The following is a 17,759-nucleotide window of genomic DNA, read 5'->3' on the forward strand; positions in this document are numbered from 1 at the left end:
GTTGGCTCTGGCACTGTTTTTCACCCATCCGTGGTTGATGCGCTATGAAATCAACCAGGCCAAAGCCGACTCGCTGCAACGTCTGGGCGCCTATAAAACCTCGCTGCTGGCCACCATCGACCGTCACCTGTACCTGCCCCGGGTTCTGGCATCCGATCCCCGCATCGTCAACAGTCTGGGTTCCCTTGAGGAGGGCGAGGCACCGTCGCCTGGCGGTTTCCCGACCTCCAGGCTACTGGAGCAGATCAATCGCAAAGCGGGGTCCGATGAGATTTTCCTGATGGATCCGGATGGCACAACCCACTACTCCAGTAACTACACCACGGAAGACAGTTTCGTGGGCATGAACTATGGCTTCCGTCCGTACTTTCGTGACGCCCTGGCTGGTGCTCCCGGTTTCTATTTTGCCGTTGGGGCTACCTCTGGCATTCCGGGGCTGTTTCTATCGGCGCCGGTCTATGCCGAGTCTGGAAAGACGCAGGGCGTCATCGTGGTGAAGATAGACCTGCGAAAACTGGAGCAGAGCTGGAAGGCCTCCGGTGACGCGGTATGGGTCACCGACAAGCGAGGTATCATATTCCTGGCGTCCAGTGCCAAGTGGCATTACACCACGCTGCAGCCGCTCTCGGACGAGGTGAAGTCCGAACTGGCTGAAACCCGTCAGTATGGCAACGGCCCTATAACACCCCTAAAACGGGTAACCGAATGGCAATCGGACGACTGGTCCACGTTGGACCTGAATGCCGACGGGCCGCAGTTGGTATTCGGGTCGTCCATTCCGGGTTACCCTTGGCAAATGCACCACCGGATGCCGCTGGCCGAGGTACAAACCCAGGTGCAGTGGAAGCAGAGCATGACTGTTTTGCTCTACGCCGGTCTTGCTGTGGGCAGCCTGTTCTATCGCGAGCGCCGCCGCCGTACCCATGCCCAAAACGCGCTTGCCCGCCTTACCGCCGAGCGTGAATCGCACCAGCGGGCCATCATCCAGAATACCGATGTGGGTTTGCTGAACCTGGATGACCGGTTCAGGCCCCTGTACCTGAACGAACGCGCTCGAAGACTCTTCAGGCTTGGCAGTGACGACACCTTCAGCGACCCCTCTGAGTTGATTCAGCCATGGCACCCGGAAGAGGCAGGAAATGGCTCTTCGCGCGCCGAAGGTGTCAGCTCCGATGGCAACCGCTTCCCCATCCTGTACACACTGAACCCGATCCGTGTGGGTGAGCACAACGAGTTTATTCTCACCGTCCAGGACGTCACGGAATTGACCGCAGCGCAGCAGGCGCTTCAGGAGGCGAATAGGGTGCTGGAACATCGGGTCCAGGAGCGGACGCGGGACCTGGAAGAGGCGCAGGCCGAGTTGGCGCAGAATCAGAAACTGGCCGCGTTGGGGCGGATGTCGGCGGCCATCGCCCATGAAATCAACCAGCCGATCACCGCTTTGTCGAATTTCGTTGCCAGCAGCCAAATGCTGTTGGCGCGAAACAAGATCGAATCGGTTAACGAAAACTTCCTCAAGATCGAGGGCCTGGTGGCACGTCTCTCAAAGCTCTCCCGCCAACTACGCATTTTCTCCGGCAAGCGTAATACCGGCAGCGCGTTTGTCTCTTTGCAGGCGCCGGTCCATTATGCTCTGGAGTTACTGGGCCAGAGGCTGGCAAGCGAACAGGTGGAATGTCATCAATCATTGCCTTGCGATTACCAGGTTCGGGCCAACGCGATGGTGCTTGAGCAGATCATCGTCAACCTGCTGACCAACGCAGTGGACGCGCTCGACGGCCAGGCCGATGCCCGCATCGATATTCGGCTGATCGAACTGGAAACATCGCCCGGGAAAGTTTCGCTGAGTATTGAAGACAACGGTCCCGGCATGGGCGATGAGCAGTTGAGCCACGTTTTCGAACCTTTTTTCACCACCAAGCCGATGGGAAAAGGGCTCGGTTTGGGGTTGGCGATCAGCTACAGCCTGGCCTGTGATATAGGCGCGGAACTGACCGTCAGCAGTCGTCCTGGGAAAGGCACCTGTTTTTCCTTGATACTGCCGATCGCCAGTGCCGAAAAAAGGGAGAATCATTCATGAAAGACATAACCCATGCCGTGGTGATTGATGATGAACCCACCGTACTGGAGTCATTGGAACAACTGCTGACGCTGGCGGACCTCGACGTCACCACCTTCAGTGATGCCCGCGATGCCTTGCCAATGCTGACCAGCGACTTTCGCGGCGTTGTCGTCAGCGATATCCGCATGCCTGGCATGGACGGCATGAGCCTGCTGCAGGCGATTGACCCGGGTATTCCGGTGATCCTGATTACCGGCCACGGCGGGATTGCCCAGGCCGTGGAAGCCATGAAACTGGGCGCCTACGACTTTATCGAGAAGCCCTACAAGCAGGACCGCCTGGTGGAGTTGATCAAGAGGGCCTGCCAGCAACGTCAGGTCACCCTGGCGACACAGCCACAACACGCCACCGCCAGGGAAGAGGAGTGGCTGGCGTCTGTCATCATTGGTGAGTCGGCGCCAACGCAAACCCTCAGGCAGCATGTACAGGCGCTGGCCCGGGTCAACGCCGACGTGGTTATTTCCGGGGAAACCGGCACCGGCAAGGAACTGGTGGCGAGAAGTCTACATGCACTGAGTATCCGAAAAGATCAGCCGTTTGTGGCCATTAATGTCGGGGCCATACCGGAAAGCCTGCTGGAAAGTGAACTGTTTGGCCACGAAGCGGGGGCGTTCACCGGCGCCCAGAAACGACGCATTGGCTATTTCGAAGCGGCCCACGAGGGCACCCTGTTTCTTGATGAAATCGAAAGCATGCCGATGTCGTTCCAGATCAAGTTATTAAGGGTGCTGCAGGAACGCGAAGTGGTGAGGGTTGGCTCCCATGCGCCCATCCCGATCAACGTCCGCATTATCTCAGCAACCAAGGAAGACCTGCGGGAAGCCGCCAGGGCAGGGCATTTCCGGGAAGACCTGTATTACCGGCTGATGGTCGCCGACATCTACCTGCCGGCCCTGCGGGACCGTATTGACGACGTACCGGCCTTGTTCGCCCACTTCCTGCGGGAAGCGGGCAGGAACAATCAACTGGAGGTGCCCGCACTCAACTACGAGGACGTCCTGGCCCTGGAACTGCACCAATGGCCCGGCAACGTCCGCGAGCTTAAACACACCGCCGAACGCTACCTGCTGACCCGCAGCTTCAACGGCATATCGGTATCGGACCTGCTGCAGCTTGGGCAGAGCAACCGCTCATCCGCATTTTCCGGGGAGGGCTCGCTCAGTGACCGCCTGGAGCAGGTGGAAAAGGCTCTGATCAGCGCCGAGTTGAGCCACCACAACGGCAGTATCAAAATGGTGATGGAGGTGCTCGACCTGCCGCGCCGGACGCTCAACGAAAAGATGCAGAAATACGGCCTCAAACGGGAAGCATTTTTAGGCTAAAAATATCCCTCTACACTTGACGTCTGCAATATTGTAGAACAATAATGCAGTCGACAACAGGCGATCGCCAAGATCCAATGCACAGCCAATGAGGGAAGACCCGTGAGTACCAAACCATTGACCCTGGGCACCGAATCCGCACGCCGGAAGGTGCTGCTGACGCTCAAGAAATACAGCTACCTGATCGCCATGCTGCCCCTGGCGCTGCCACCCCTGTTGCTGGCGGCCGGGCAGGCCACCGGATGGATAAACCTGTTCGCCTGGGGCGTTCCCGTTGTAGTGTTCGGCATCATCCCCATCCTCGACCTGCTGCTGGGCAAAGATGCCCTTAACCCGGACGAGGAAGTGGACACGCCCCGCATGAACACCGAAGTCTTCTACAAATTCATCACCCTGGGCTGGGTCGCCGCCTTCGCGGTGCTGCTGATATGGAGCATGGTGGTGCTGGCGTCCGGCCTGTTCAGCGTGGCCGGCAGCATCGGCTGGATCTTCTCCATCGGCATCGTCGGTGGCCTGGGCATCAACGTCGCCCACGAACTCATCCACAAAGACGGCAAACTCGAAACCTGGGCCGGCGGCCTCCTGCTGTCACTGGTCTGCTACGCCGGCTTCAAAGTCGAACACCTGCGCGGCCACCACGTGCACGTCTCCACCCCGGAAGACGCCTCGTCGTCACGCTACAACCAGTCCCTCTACAACTTCCTGCCCCAGGCCTACACCCGCAACTTCATGAACGCCTGGAAACTGGAAGCCAAACGCCTGCACAAAAAAGGCCACAAAGCCCTCAACTGGCGCAACGAACTCATCTGGTGGTACAGCATAAGCGCCCTGGCACTTGTCGCCTTCACCATCACCTTCGGCTGGCTCGGCGCCGCCTTCTTCCTGGGCCAGAGCTTCATCGCCCTCAACCTGCTGGAAATCGTCAACTACCTCGAACACTATGGCCTCCACCGCCGCAAACTCGAAAACGGCCGCTACGAACGCACCGGCCCGGAACACAGCTGGAACTCCAACTACTTCCTCACCAACGTTTTCCTATTCCACCTCCAACGCCACAGCGACCACCACGCCTGGGCCAAACGCCGCTACCAGGTTCTCCGCCACCACGAGATAGCGCCCCAGCTCCCCGCCGGCTACGCCGCCATGGTCGTCCTGGCAATGATCCCGCCGCTGTGGAAAAAGGTGATGAACCCGAGAGTGGAAGCGTATTACGAAGGAGAAGAACACCAGTTGGTTTAAAAACCAACCCTTGAAATATCCCCCTAACGCACGCAAGTATAAAATCTGAATACTGAACGCATAAAAGGGAGCACCCCATGCCCAAGCACTTCGAACAAGCCCCAGGCCTGCACGAAGCACCAGTCCCCGAAACCGAAGGCTACGTCTTCAACCAGACCATGATGCGCATCAAAGACCCAGAGCGCTCATTGGACTTCTACACCCGGGTAATGGGCATGCGCCTCGTCAGAAAACTCGACTTCCCGGAAATGAAATTCACCCTCTACTTCCTCGCCTACCTCGATGACCGCCAGGCCAACATGGTCCCCAACGACGACGGCCACCGCACCACCTTCATCTTTGGCCGCGAAGCCATGCTGGAACTGACCCACAACTGGGGTACCGAAAACGAGGAAGACTTCAGCTACCACAACGGCAACGACGAACCCCAGGGCTTCGGCCACATCGGCTTTGCCGTGCCGGATGTCTACAACGCCTGTGAGCGCCTTGAAAACCTGGGTGTGGTTTTCGTCAAGAAGCCCGACGAGGGCAAGATGAAAGGCCTGGCGTTTATCAAGGACCCGGACGGCTACTGGATCGAAATCCTGCAGCCGAACATGCTTGAAAAGCAGCGCCGGGAAGCGGAAGAAGCGTAATAAGCTGTATCAGGCAGTGTCGGCCCGGTTCCCGGCACTGCTTCTTGATGCCACAATCACCGCCGCCGTCAGAATCAGCGCGCCGGCGATGCCGATCACACCCAGTTCCTCCCCCAGGATCATCCAGGCAAGCAACGCCACGAACAACGGCTCCAGGGTCACGATGATGCTGGACAGCGTCGCCGGTGTTGTTTTCATGCCGCTGAAGAAACTCACATACCCCAGACAGGTTGGCACAATGCCGATATAAGCCACCATCAGCCATTGCCCGATTCCCAGAGTGTGCAACCCCTTGAAGCCGCCGATAGCCGCCACCGCGGGCAACAGGATCAGCGCTGCGGTAGAGAAACAGATAAACGCCGTGGTGAAAACCGGGGTGCCTGTAGAGGTATGTCGGCTGGTGAGCGTGAAACCGGCGTACACAAAAGCCGCCAGAACCGCCACCAGGATGCCACCCAGGCGCAGCCGGCCGGCGCTGTCCATATCACTGACCACTAGCATGGCGGTGCCGGCAATGGCCGCTGCCAGGGCCAGTACGGTGACCAGCCCGGGCTTCTCGCCCAGCAGCGGTGCCGCCATGATGGCCACCAACACCGGTGCCAGGCACAGGGCAATCAGCGTGGCAATGCCCGCGCCGGTCATATCCACGGCCAACAGGTAACTGCCCTGATAGACGGCCTGGAAGAACCCCAGGGCGACCAGTGGAACCAGTGCCTTGCGGGTCAGCTTCGGTAAGGGTGCGGAGCTGCGGGCTAGCGCCTGCTGCTCCCTGCGCATCAGTGTGAAGAAAAACGGCAGTGCCACCACCAGGCGCAGGAAGCCAAGGGTCACCGCCTGCAGCTCGGTGCCGGTAAACAGGAATTTCGCCACAATACCCGTGGTCGCCCAGAGCAGGGCAGCCAGGGCGATCAGTAATGCGCCTCGAATCATTCAATAACCAGTACGATGAGTTCCTTGGGACCGTGGACACCGTAGGCAAGGGTCTGCTCAATATCAGCGGTCTTCGAAGGACCGGAGACTAACAGCGCATTGGTTGGCATGCCAGCGGCCCAGTTCTGGGATTGCATGGCATCATGGAAGGTGGTGTACAGCTCACTGGCTTTCAGCACCGCAATATGGATGGGGGGCACCAGGCTCATCAGCCGCGGTTCATCCACCGACGGCCACAGGATCAGCGACCCGGTCTCGGCAATACCGCCACGGGTGGAGGTAATGCCGGCATCCACATCATTGAACAGCGTTTCCTGCCAGCTGTCGATCGCCTCGTCGTAAACCAGCAGCTGTGGCAGGTCTTCACGATTTTCCGTGGCGTTTTTCAGCGCCTTGCCGATCTCGTGTTCTTTGGCGATCAGCAGAGTCTGGGCGCCACGGGTTTGCAGGATTTCTGCCAGCCGGTCAATCCAGCCGGATTCGGTGGTGCGATGCACTTCGCCATGGACGGACTCAATGGTCCGCTCGAACATATCGAGCTTTTCAGCCGTACTCCAGTCAGGCCGGTTGAGTACCGAAAAATCGCATTCCGGAGCAGTCAGTTCGCCGCCGGTGCGGTGGCGCAGGCGTTGCAGGATGGCATCACGGGAACTCACTGGCTGCGCTCCTTCATCCGTTCGTGGAGGGTTTTGGCGGCCAGTTTCGGCGCCGTGCGGTATTGCGTCCAACCACCGAGCTTGCCCGGTTGCAGCTTGCGGAAGCGTGCGCCCAAGGCGGTGCCCAACCGGTACAGGCCGGGGCGGGCATGCATCCAGCTCCAGCCTTTCCAGATCATGGCTTCCACTGTGCCGCGCTTGGCGCCATGGCCGCGAACCTTGGCCGGGTGCAGTTTGTCACCGTCCACGGCCTCCTGGCGCAGGCGCACCAGCAGGTCTGGAATGGGTATTTTCACCGGGCAGACCTCGCCACAGGCACCGCACAGGCTTGAAGCCGTGGGCAGGTGCCGTCCTTCGTCCAGGCCCACCATGTGGGGCATCAGGATCTTACCGATAGGGCCGGGATAGGTGGTGCCGTAGGCATGGCCACCAACACGGGTGTAGACCGGGCAATGGTTCATGCAGGCGCCACAGCGGATGCAGCGCAGGGTGTCCAGCAGTTCATCGTCCTGGTAGATGGTGGAGCGGCCATTGTCCACCAGCACAAGGTGAACCTCTTCCGGCCCGTCCAGCTCATCGGCTTTGCGGGGGCCGGAAATCATATTGAAATAGGTGGTGATGTGCTGGCCGGTGGCGGAGCGGGTCAGCAACGCCAGCAGGGCGGTTACGTCTTCCAGTTTGGGCACCACCTTCTCGATGCCAGTCACCGCGATATGGCACGGAGGCACGGTAGTGGTCATGCGCCCGTTGCCTTCGTTTTCCACCAGGCAGAGGGTGCCGGTTTCGGCAACGGCAAAGTTCACACCCGAGATCCCCACATCCGCATTGCGGAACTTTTCCCTCAGTTGCAGGCGGGCATTGGCGGTCAGGTACTCCACATCGTTGGACAGGTCGGTGCCGGTCTTGTCGTGCAGCAACTGGGAAATCTCGGTTGTGTTCTTGTGGATCGCCGGCATGATGATGTGGGACGGCGTTTCCTCGGCCAGTTGCACGATGTATTCGCCAAGGTCCGACTCCAGGGCCTCGATGCCCTGATCCTCCAGGTAATGGTTCAGCTCCATTTCCTCGGACACCATGGACTTGCCCTTGATCACGCTCTTGGCGTCCCGGGCCAGGCAAATGTCCCGCACAATCTCGCAGGCCTCGTCGCCATCGGCAGCCCAGTGTACGGTGACGCCGTTTTCGGTCAGTTTCTGTTCCAGCTGTTCCAGCAGGTCCGGCAGATTGGCCAGCGCCCGCATGCGGATATTGGCGCCCAGATCCCGCAGGGTTTCCAGGTCCCAGCCCTCGAATGCGGACTTGCGCTTGGTCATCAGTCCGTCCATCGCCTTGCGGAAGTTCTGGCGAATCTGTGGGTTGTGGATGGCCGCCCGGGCGCGTGGGTGGAACTCCTTTACATCGATGTGGTGGGCTGAGTGATGTGTTGTTTCGCTCATGAGTGTTTGCCCCCATCGCCGTTGGTGCGTTCCCAGAGGAAACTCAGAATGTGCTGGCCAGTCACCGGCTTCTGGTTTTTCTCGGCATAACCGGCAATGTTCATCAGGCAGCCGCAATCGGTGGTGACGAATTCCCTGGCGCCGGTGTTCACCAGTGTGTCCACTTTTTCACTCACCATGGCCCCGGAAATCTCCGGGTGGCGCACCGCGAAGGTGCCGCCAAAGCCGCAGCATTCCTCGGCCCGCACCTGTTCCACCAGGTTCACGTTCTTCAGTTGCCCCAGCAGTTTCGGGCCGACTTCCGCCACACCCATTTCCCGGCGGGCAGAGCAGGAGGTGTGCATGGCCACGGTGGTGGGTTCACCCAGGTCTTCCAGTTTGATGTGGCAAACGTTCACCAGGAAGTCTGTCAGCTCCCATATCCGCCCCGCAATTTCGGCGGCTTTCACATCATCGGCGGTGTCTTTGAACAGCGCGGGGTAGTGCTTGCGCATCATGCCGCCACAGGAACCGGAGGGCACTACGATAGGCCAGTCTTCCGGGAACAGCCCAAGTTGGGCGCGGGCAACGGCGCGGGCTTCGTCATGGTAGCCGGAGGTGTAGGCGGGCTGGCCGCAGCAGGTCTGGTCCTCGGGGTAGATCACTTCAATGCCTTCCCGTTCCAGCAACTGGATGCCGGCCATGCCTGCGTCCGGGTAGAACATGTCCACCAGACAGGTGCCGTAGAAATAGACTTTGGAAGGTTTCGCCGGGTAAACCTTGATGGGATCAACCATAGTGCGACCGCTTGAGGTTATTGTTGTCTGTGACAATCAATAATAGGGCGCCGGAGCTGGTGTTGCCAGCCGACTTTAGGGGCACAAAGTCAGTAACGGCCTCCCGGCGACAGAGGGCTGGAGTCACCTCTCATAGGTTACTGGAGCTGATCGCGGAGCGACCTGCCGGAGTAGCCTGTGGCCAGCACCAAATGTGTGGATAATCAGCCCCTTCAACTCTGGTAGTGCCAGGGCTGCCTCAACAAGCGCGGTTGAGATGCCCGGGTACAGAGTGAGGACTACCACTGCCCCGGGATCAAACGTGGGCACCTGAAAATCGGGCTTTCCGGGCGGGAGCAAAAGGTCGTGGCGTAGTTGCAGGTCGATGCCACCCCGGCCAAGCAGGGGCGCGTTCGGGGACTCAAATGCATCCAGTTCACTGGTTTTCAGTTTTCGCGCCCGGTTGCCCCTGAGCAGGTTGCCGCGGAAGTACAGGCATACTTCCGCGACCTCCGACGAGGACGCCAGAATCAGCGAGGTGATGATATTGTCCAGAGCATCAGCATGAAGAATCCGGAATGTGCTCAATATTCAGGGCAAGTACGGCCGCCGTGATCAGCAGATAGCTGCCAGCCATGATCGGAACCAGGAACTCCGCAACCCGGGCAATACGGCGGACTCTTCCCCAGTTTTCGTAACCGGGTTACCCGGCTAACCGGGCTGAAAATCGGGGTATCAGACAACAGCGAACGAATGCCGTGTTGCGCCCGCGTGCTCTACGAATACCTCGGGCAAAGTGTCATGGTCCGGAGGGCGCTCGCCAATTGCGGTTTGCATGACCTGAACAGCAAACAGATCGACGAAAGCATTCGCGACGCTGTGCGCAACGACATGGCGCCGGATGAGTCTCTTTTTCGGGCACGGCATTAGCTATAGGCACGGCATTAGCTATACGAGCCTCAGGCCCTGAAAAAAGACGGTTAAAGTTTGTAGAAGCCAAGCCGATCATTTTAGTTAGCCTGTCGATTTTTCGAGACGTCCAGGTTGGTTGTTTTTTAGCCGGGAAGCATGGCAAGGCTGGCCGAGCCCGAGCAAAGTGTTCTCGTGTCGGGTCCCACGGACTAAGTAGCGTATTCGTTTGATAGGTAGGACATGAAGCTAAAAGCGAAGTTAGTAACCGCTCTATTGGTAACCACTCTCCTGCCTGTGCTGATCATCTCATCACTGACAGTTCGAAATGCGATTGAGCAGGCTGAAACTGATTTTATCAGAACCACTTCTGCAAACATTGCCATCGTAGATAATTCGTTCCGTAATTTTTTCGACGTTATGGGTTATCAGGTGTCGTTCCTGGCGGACGAGCCTATGGTCACCAACGCCAAGGCTGGCGATATATCAACTTACTTCGGAGAGCCACGCAAACCCAGTATTGTCGCCCGACAACAGGGTGGGCGAGAGGAAGCGATCTTCAACCTGTTCAGCAGTATCGGCGAAAACAATCCCATGCTCGGATACGTTTATATGGGCGACAAACACGGGGGTTATCTGGAATGGCCGGGGACGGCGGAGTATGGCGACTGGGATGCACGTGAAAGACCCTGGTTTGATATGGCTAAAGACGGCAATTTCGAACTCGTGCGCCGAGACGGCTATTACTGGGAGCCAGATGATGCTGTCTATGTTTCGGTACTGAAAGCTTTCAAGAACAGCGCCGGTCAGTTTGAGGGTGTGGTCGCGCTCGATGTATCTCTCAAATCGCTCACGGATATGGTCAAGGAAATCGAACTGGGCGAAACCGGTTACCTCATGATCGTTCAGGGGAACGGCAAAGTTCTGGTTGATGGTGGTAACCCTGACAACAACTTTAAAGCGCTGAAGGATATGGAGGCCGATTATTTCTCGACAATATCGGAAACCGAGGCCGGTGTTATCGACGTAACCATTGATGGTGTCGACTATATGGCTAACGTGCGTGAGTCGCCAGAATTGGGCTGGAAGTTTATCGGTTTCAAACAGACAAGGGAGATCCTTGAAGGCGCAGTAGACGTTGGGCAGACCACGGCCATCATCAGCTCGATTCTGGTTGTAGTCTTCGGTATTCTGGGCATTTACATTGCCAACCGGATTATCACACCCATTAATCTCGTCAAAGACAACCTGAAAACCATTGCCGAAGGGGAAGGCGATTTAACAACCCGCATTCAGGTCGACTCCAAAGATGAGGTTGGTGAACTGGCTGAGTGGTTCAATCGCTTCATTGAATCAACGCGACAGATGATTCACGACATCAAGTCGACCGCTGAAAACATGGAGAACGTATCGACCAGGACTAACTCTGAATCTGTAGAACTTTCTGAGAGTGCGTCACGGCAGTTGGCTGCCATTGAGCAGATCGTAACCGCTGTGACTCAGATGGCTGCATCAGCTAACGAAGTTGCAACTAACTGTGTTGATACCGCTTCACTCTCAGATGATGGCCTGGAGGCTACGCTGTCCGGTAAAGAGGTGATAAACCGAAATGCTGATAGCGTCGAGACGCTTGGCAAGAGAATCAGCGAGTCCAGCGAGGTGATCACAGAACTGGAAAAAGAGACCGGTAACATTAATGGCATCCTGTCCACGATTCAGGATATTGCGGAACAAACCAACCTGCTCGCCCTGAACGCAGCAATTGAAGCTGCGCGGGCAGGTGATCAAGGACGTGGTTTTGCAGTCGTGGCCGATGAGGTCCGGAACCTGGCGAAACGCACACAAGCATCGACAGAGGAGGTTAACCAGATATTGGGCAATCTTATTAGTCGTACCCAAAAGGTTTCTTCAGCGATGACCCTGAGCGTTCAGGAATCGTCCTCAGCGGTTGCCCTGTCCAGCGAGGCCCTGGAAGCGTTCCAACGTATAGAAAAGGCTGTGGAGCGTATCCGTGATGTGTCCACCCAAACGGCCAGCGCTGCAGAAGAACAGCACTCTGTCACCGAAGACATTAATCGCAACATCGTTGCTATCAATGATTCAGCCAACGAGGTTACAGGTACTTCGAAGAACGTTGATGAGCTTTGCACGAACCAGGCAGAACTCAACCTTAGCCTGACCCAGTTGGTATCTCGGTTCAAAACCTGAGTTGCACAGCCTGATTGTTTGAAAATCACCACTAAGAGAGAGCGGCTGAGGGCCGCCCTTTCTCTTCGGTTACTTGGCCACCATTCTTTCGGCGTTCTTGGCAACCGTGCGCTCGCCAATGCCCTTGACGTTGGTCAAGTCGTTGCTGGACTCGAAAGGACCATTGGCATCGCGATAAGCCACGATGGCTTCGGCCTTGCTCTGTCCGATGCCGTTGAGGCTGGCCAGGGTTTCGATGTCGGCGGTGTTGATGTTGATGACAGCGGGTTCAGCGTGGGCGAAACCGGCGAACAGGCTGAACAGAAGGACCATCGTGGCCAAAAAAGGGGTGCGTTTCATTGATATTGCTCCTGAGAATGAATTTACGTTTCTGATTATTCGTCAGGACGTAAAAGCGGCGGAGCTGGCAGGAGTAGACGAATGGAACGGTAAGATGGGGAAGTGCACGGACAGGAACACATTCCGTGTATTCCTGAGTCCGTGGCTGACCCCATGCCTGATCCTTCAGGCTGCGAACATCCTGTACGCGTCGTCCCTGTGTATCATCCCTGTACGCCCTGTTCCCTGGGCAACTCCTGATCCCTGGAGTTATCTTCCCTGAGCCTGCTTTCCGTGCCGGCTTCTCATCCCTGACGCTGACTATTCTACATGGGAGTCGTTCTCAAGAAATGGGACATTCGCTCCGTGGTCTGTGCGATATCTCTTACAGATTTGTAATCTGGTCCGATTTGCCAAAAATGAACCTAAGTTCAAGTTTTTACGGGGATTCCTGGCTATTCCTTGACCAGGATTGATGGGCTTCTGCCGCTTCGCGGATCTTTTCCATGGTGATTTCACGCACGGCCTTCTGGCTGATGCGGATATGGCGTGTTAACCGGTCCGCTGCATCCACTGCATGGCCGGCCCGGATGGCCTCGAGTATTTCGGCGTGTTCCCGGTAGGTGGCATCAATCCGGTCATCGCGGGTAAAGTCCAGCCGGCGGATGATTCGCAGGCGGTCGGTGATTTCCCGGTGAATTCGGGTCATCTCGCGGTTGCCGGCGGCACCTACCAGGTCGCAGTGGAAGCTTTCGTCCAGCGCCCGCACGGTGCTGCCGACGGCCCGTTCGGAGGGGTGGTCGGGGTTCCAGATGGCGGTGAGGGTTCTGACGGTCTGTGGCATTTCCTGTAACTGACAGATCTTGTGCATCGCGGCCCGTTCGAGGGTGATGCGCAGGTCGTAGAGTTCTTCGACCTGTTGGAAGTCGAAGGGCTTCACCTGCCAACCGCTGCGGAACAGCACTTCGACGAAGCCTTCCCGTTGCAGTCGATACAGGGCTTCCCGCACGGGGGTTCGGCTGGCATTCAGGCGTGTTCCGACATCGCCCTCGCTGAATTTGTCACCGGGGATCAGCCGAAACTCAAAGATGTCGTCCTTCAGGGCTTCGTAAACCCTGTCTGCCATGGACTCTTTTCTTTTGGTGTTTGTTGCCATTTTTTCCCTTTATCCCTCTATTTGCGGGTGGCCTCTTGGTGTGGTGCATGGGCGCTGGGGCCGGCTGTTGGGAGGGGCTATTCAAAAGACGTCGTGAACCCATCCATGGGGACTTGAGCGCAGCATCCCTGCTGCGCACACTTTTGAATAGCCCCTCCCAACATCCGGCCCCGACTCCCGGTGCCTGCAAGTGTTCAGGCCTCACGCTTTTAGCTGGCCCTTAGAGAAGCGCTGCAATTTCTGTTTTCAACGTTGCATGCACCATTCGTTGGCCGGTCGGTGGGGGAAGGGGTGTACCAGACTGTGCGCAGCAGGGATGCTGCGCTCAAGCCCCCATGGATGGGTTCACGGCGTGTCTGGTACACCCCTTCCCCCATCGACCCACCACCCAATAAGCGAGCAGTGCAGTAAACCATCAAACTCCCAAGTCAGACTTTAATACTCAATAAAGGCTCACCGGGAGTAACGGCTATACCGGGCTCAACATGCAGGGCGCTGATCTGCCCAGCAAGCGTCGCGTTTATTTCGAACTCCATTTTCATGGCCTCCACAATCACCAATGGATCACCCTCGGCCACTGTATCACCCGGTTTCACCAGGCACTTCCAGATATTGCCGGCGATCTCCGCGCTGACCAGTTCGCCGAATTTCTCCAGGCTGGAGGCATCCGCCTTCGGCGGGGCCTTGGCCAGTTTATCCAGCTCTTCGGCTTCACTGTCTTTCCACAGGGCGACTTCCTTGGCGTAGGCCGCTTGTTGCCATTCACGGAACTCGGCGATGGATTCGGCGTTGGCATCCAGAAAGGCCTGATGGGATTTGAGGTCGAAGGTTTCTTCTTCGATTTTTACTTCCAGCTGGCCGGCGCGGAACTGGTCTCTCATGTCGTCCAGTTCGGCTTCGGATACCGGGTAGTAGCACACCTGGTCGAAGAACCGCAGCAGCCAGGGGGCGTCTTCGGCGAACTGGGGGTTTTTCAGGTATTTGTTCCAGATCGGCAGGGTGCGGCCGACGAGCTGGTAACCGCCGGGGGAGCCCATGCCGTAGATGCACATGTACACGCCGCCGATGCCTACGGTGCCTTCGGCGGTGTAGGTTCTGGCCGGGTTGTATTTGGACGTCAGCAAACGATGCCTTGGGTCCAGCGGCACCGCACAGGGGGCGCCGAGGTAGACATCGCCCAGGCCCAGGACAAGGTATCTTGCCGAGAACAGCACATCTCGCACATTCTCCCGGCTGGGCAGGCCGTTGATGCGTTGCATGAAGTCGACGTTGTTGGGCAGCCACGGTGCGGTGTCGCGGACGGACTGGCGGTATTTGTCGACAGCTTCGAGGGTGGCACTGTCTTCGAAGGCCATGGGCAGATGGATGACGCGGCTGCGGACTTTCAGTTCGTCGGTGGGCGGCAAGGTGCCTTCCAGATCCAGCAGGTAGGTCATCAATGCTTCTTGCGGCAGGATACGGGCGTCGTATCGTAGCTGCAGGGAGCGCACGCCTGGGGACAGTTCCAGCAGTCCGTTGGGTTGCACGTCGGCGATGGCTTCCATCAGGGCGTGAATGCGCATGCGTACGCCCAGGTCCATCACGTTGGGGCCGTATTCCAGCAGGATGTGCTGGTCGCCGGCCTGGCGGTAGGTGACTTCCGGGCGGCCGTCGGTTTCCTCCAGGTGGGCGAGGATGGTGGCCGACAGGCCATTGAGTGGCGCCAAATCGGGTGCCACCAGCTCCGGCATCGGCGGCGCCATCAGGCTCTTGATCGCCAGCTCCTGGCGTTCGGAGAGTTTTACGGCGGTGTCGTTATCAATGGCGACGAAGCGAATGGTATCACCGGGCTTTACCTGGCCGACTTTCCACAGCTCCGCCTTCGCGATGGTTACCGGGCACACGAAGCCGCCCAGGCTGGGGCCGTCTCTGGTCAGTATCACGGGCATGTCGCCGGTGAAGTTGATGGAGCCGATGGCGTATTCGCAGTCGTGGATGTTGGAAGGGTGCAGGCCCGCCTCGCCGCCGTCTTCGCGGGTGAATTCCGGTTTGGGGCCATTCAGGCGGATGCCCAGGCGGTTGGAGTTGTAGTGCACTTCCCAGTCCTGCTCGAGGAATGTCTCGATGGACTTTTCGGTGAAGAAATCCGGGGCGCCGTGGGGGCCGTAGAGCACGCCGATTTCCCAGTGGCCCCGATTGTCTGGAGAGAGCTCGGGAATCAGGTCCGGGTCCGCCGGGGCCGGGTCGTGAGTTGGCGCTGTTGTGGTGCAGGCGGGCAGGGCGATCTGGCTGAGGCCGAGCATGTCCCCTGGCCGTAGCGCCCGCCCGCCGTGGCCGCCGAACTGGCCGAGGGCGAAGGTGGAGCGGCTGCCCAGATAGACAGGAACATCGAACCCGCCGCGAACCGCCAGGTAGGTGCGGCAGCCCTTGATAGCCTTGCCCACCGCCAGAACCTGGCCGGCTTTCACGGTAATGGGTTTCCAGAACTCGACCGGCCTGTTGTCCAGCGTTGCTTCGGTCAGCGCACCGGTCAGGGCCACCACCGAGTCCTTGTGGAACTTCAGGCTGGGGCCGATCAACGTGGCTTCCAGGCCCGCCGCCTCGTGATGGTTGCCCACAATACGGTTGGCAATACGGAAGGCGTAGTCGTCCATCGGGCCACTGGGCGGCACGCCGATGTTCCAGTAACCCACGCGGCCGGGGTAATCCTGCACGGTGGTGTAGGTGCCGGGTTTCACGACCTCGGCCACCGAGGGTTTGAACTCGAAGCTCTCCAGCGCGCGGGTGGAGACAATGCCATCCGCAAAGCTCTGCTGGGCCACCACCTGGCGCAGGTAATCCAGGTTGGTTGCAATGCCCATCAGCCGGGTTTCGGCCAGGGCGGTTTTGAGTTTGGCCAGGGCCTCGGCGCGGTCTTTGCCGTGCACGATCAGCTTGGCAATCATCGGGTCGTAGTGGGCGGACACCTCGCTGCCGTTCTCCACCCAGGTATCGATTCGCACGCCGTCTTCCAGCCAGTGCACATCGGTCAGTTCACCGGGGGAGGGCTGGAAGTCCTTCAGCGGGTCTTCGGCGTAGATGCGCACTTCCATGGAGGCGCCGTTCAGCTCCGGCTCAAAACTGGCCAGATCCGGGCTTTCGCCCGCGGCGATCTTCAGCATCCACTCGATCAGGTCTAGGCCGGTGACAGACTCCGTGACCGGGTGCTCAACCTGTAAGCGGGTATTCACTTCCAGGAAATAGAACTCGTCCCGGTCGGAGTCGTAGATGTATTCCACGGTGCCGGCGGAACGGTAGTTCACTGACTGGCTGAGAGACACGGCCGCATCCAGCATCTTCTGGCGGGTGGCGGCCGGCAGGTTCGGGGCCGGGGTTTCCTCCACCACTTTCTGGTTGCGGCGCTGCAGGGAACAGTCCCGCTCGCCCAGGGCAACCACGTTGCCTTCGCCATCCCCGAATATCTGCACCTCCACATGGCGGGCGCGGGCGATGAAGCGCTCCAGGAACACGCCACTGTCATTAAAAAAGCTCTGGCCCTGGCGGCGCACGGTTTCAAAGGCGCCCCGCAGTTCGGCTTCGCTGTTGCAGCGGGTGAGCCCGATGCCGCCACCACCGGCGGTGCTTTTCAGCATCACCGGGTAGCCCAGCCTGTCGGCGACGGTTACTGCTTCGCCCAGGCTATCCAACAGGCCACTGCCCGGGGCCAGGGGCACGCCGGCGGCTTCCGCCAGTTCCCGCGCCCGGTGTTTCAGGCCGAACTCGCGCATCTGGGTGGGGGTGGGGCCGATGAACGCGATGCCTTCGGCCTCGCAGGTTTCCGCGAAGTCGGCATTTTCCGATAAAAAACCATAGCCGGGGATGATGGCTTGGGCACCGGTCTTTTTGGCCGCGGCGAGTATCTGCGACTTGTCCAGGTATGTTTCGCTGGCTCCGTTCCCGGTCAGGGCCACCGCCTCGTCCGCCGTAGTCACATGCAGGCTGTGGCGGTCTTCATGGGAATGCACCGCCACGCTGGCCACGCCCATGGCCTTGAGAGTGCGAAGGGTTCGAACGGCGATTTCGCCACGGTTGGCGATCAGTACTTTGCGGAACAT

14 protein-coding genes are annotated in these 17,759 nt (G+C 58.7%); 5 read left to right on the forward strand and 9 right to left on the reverse strand.

Going from position 1 to position 17,759, the window contains the following annotated elements:
- Nucleotide 1 precedes the first annotated feature (1 nt).
- The 4 genes from NLU14_RS06260 to gloA all read left to right on the forward strand — a co-directional run bounded on the left by NLU14_RS06260 (nt 2) and on the right by gloA (nt 5,318).
- Nucleotides 2-2,080: a sensor histidine kinase gene (locus NLU14_RS06260; RefSeq protein ID WP_275705325.1), complete on the forward strand. Its 2,079-nt coding sequence runs from the start codon at nt 2-4 to the stop codon at nt 2,078-2,080.
- Complete coding sequence (locus NLU14_RS06265; protein WP_275705326.1) at nt 2,077-3,444, forward strand: sigma-54-dependent transcriptional regulator; 1,368 nt, start codon at nt 2,077-2,079, stop codon at nt 3,442-3,444. The genes NLU14_RS06260 and NLU14_RS06265 overlap by 4 nt, the downstream gene beginning before the upstream one ends.
- Nucleotides 3,445-3,633: 189 nt before the next feature.
- Nucleotides 3,634-4,683, forward strand: a complete 1,050-nt coding sequence (locus tag NLU14_RS06270) for an alkane 1-monooxygenase (protein ID WP_420845040.1) — start codon at nt 3,634-3,636, stop codon at nt 4,681-4,683.
- Between the two features lie 77 nt (nt 4,684-4,760).
- Nucleotides 4,761-5,318, forward strand: a complete 558-nt coding sequence (gloA, locus tag NLU14_RS06275) for a lactoylglutathione lyase (protein ID WP_275705328.1) — start codon at nt 4,761-4,763, stop codon at nt 5,316-5,318.
- Nucleotides 5,319-5,327: 9 nt separating this feature from the next.
- Here the strand turns inward: gloA and NLU14_RS06280 are convergent, their stop codons facing one another.
- From NLU14_RS06280 to NLU14_RS23090, 6 genes are all read right to left on the reverse strand, one after another.
- On the reverse strand, nt 5,328-6,248 hold the full coding sequence (locus NLU14_RS06280; RefSeq protein WP_275705329.1) for a DMT family transporter: 921 nt from the start codon (nt 6,246-6,248) through the stop codon (nt 5,328-5,330).
- A complete protein-coding gene (locus tag NLU14_RS06285) occupies nt 6,245-6,904 on the reverse strand; it encodes a LutC/YkgG family protein (protein WP_275705330.1) in 660 nt (219 codons plus the stop codon). The genes NLU14_RS06280 and NLU14_RS06285 overlap by 4 nt, the downstream gene beginning before the upstream one ends.
- Nucleotides 6,901-8,340: a LutB/LldF family L-lactate oxidation iron-sulfur protein gene (locus NLU14_RS06290; protein ID WP_275705331.1), complete on the reverse strand. Its 1,440-nt coding sequence runs from the start codon at nt 8,338-8,340 to the stop codon at nt 6,901-6,903. Before NLU14_RS06290 ends, NLU14_RS06285 begins: the two co-directional genes overlap by 4 nt.
- A complete protein-coding gene (locus NLU14_RS06295) occupies nt 8,337-9,116 on the reverse strand; it encodes a (Fe-S)-binding protein (protein ID WP_275705332.1) in 780 nt (259 codons plus the stop codon). Before NLU14_RS06295 ends, NLU14_RS06290 begins: the two co-directional genes overlap by 4 nt.
- A 123-nt stretch (nt 9,117-9,239) precedes the next feature.
- The gene (locus NLU14_RS06300; RefSeq protein WP_275705333.1) at nt 9,240-9,683 is read right to left on the reverse strand and encodes an asparaginase domain-containing protein; all 444 of its coding nucleotides are present in this window, start codon (nt 9,681-9,683) and stop codon (nt 9,240-9,242) included.
- A complete protein-coding gene (locus NLU14_RS23090) occupies nt 9,655-9,732 on the reverse strand; it encodes a hypothetical protein (protein WP_420845041.1) in 78 nt (25 codons plus the stop codon). The genes NLU14_RS06300 and NLU14_RS23090 overlap by 29 nt, the downstream gene beginning before the upstream one ends.
- 515 nt (nt 9,733-10,247) lie before the next feature.
- Between NLU14_RS23090 and NLU14_RS06305 the strand changes: the two genes are divergently transcribed.
- Nucleotides 10,248-12,212: a methyl-accepting chemotaxis protein gene (locus NLU14_RS06305; protein ID WP_275705334.1), complete on the forward strand. Its 1,965-nt coding sequence runs from the start codon at nt 10,248-10,250 to the stop codon at nt 12,210-12,212.
- A gap of 69 nt (nt 12,213-12,281) precedes the next feature.
- On the opposite strand, the gene NLU14_RS06310 is transcribed toward NLU14_RS06305, so the two are convergent.
- From NLU14_RS06310 to uca, 3 genes are all read right to left on the reverse strand, one after another.
- A complete protein-coding gene (locus tag NLU14_RS06310) occupies nt 12,282-12,551 on the reverse strand; it encodes a ComEA family DNA-binding protein (RefSeq protein WP_420845036.1) in 270 nt (89 codons plus the stop codon).
- A 418-nt stretch (nt 12,552-12,969) separates the two neighbouring features.
- A complete protein-coding gene (locus NLU14_RS06315; protein ID WP_275705335.1) occupies nt 12,970-13,686 on the reverse strand; it encodes a GntR family transcriptional regulator in 717 nt (238 codons plus the stop codon).
- 428 nt (nt 13,687-14,114) lie between these two features.
- Nucleotides 14,115-17,759: an urea carboxylase gene (gene uca / locus NLU14_RS06320; protein ID WP_275705337.1), complete on the reverse strand. Its 3,645-nt coding sequence runs from the start codon at nt 17,757-17,759 to the stop codon at nt 14,115-14,117.

Origin of the sequence: Marinobacter iranensis (genome assembly GCF_029207565.1) — a bacterium.
GTDB classification, from domain to species: Bacteria; Pseudomonadota; Gammaproteobacteria; order Pseudomonadales; family Oleiphilaceae; genus Marinobacter; species Marinobacter iranensis.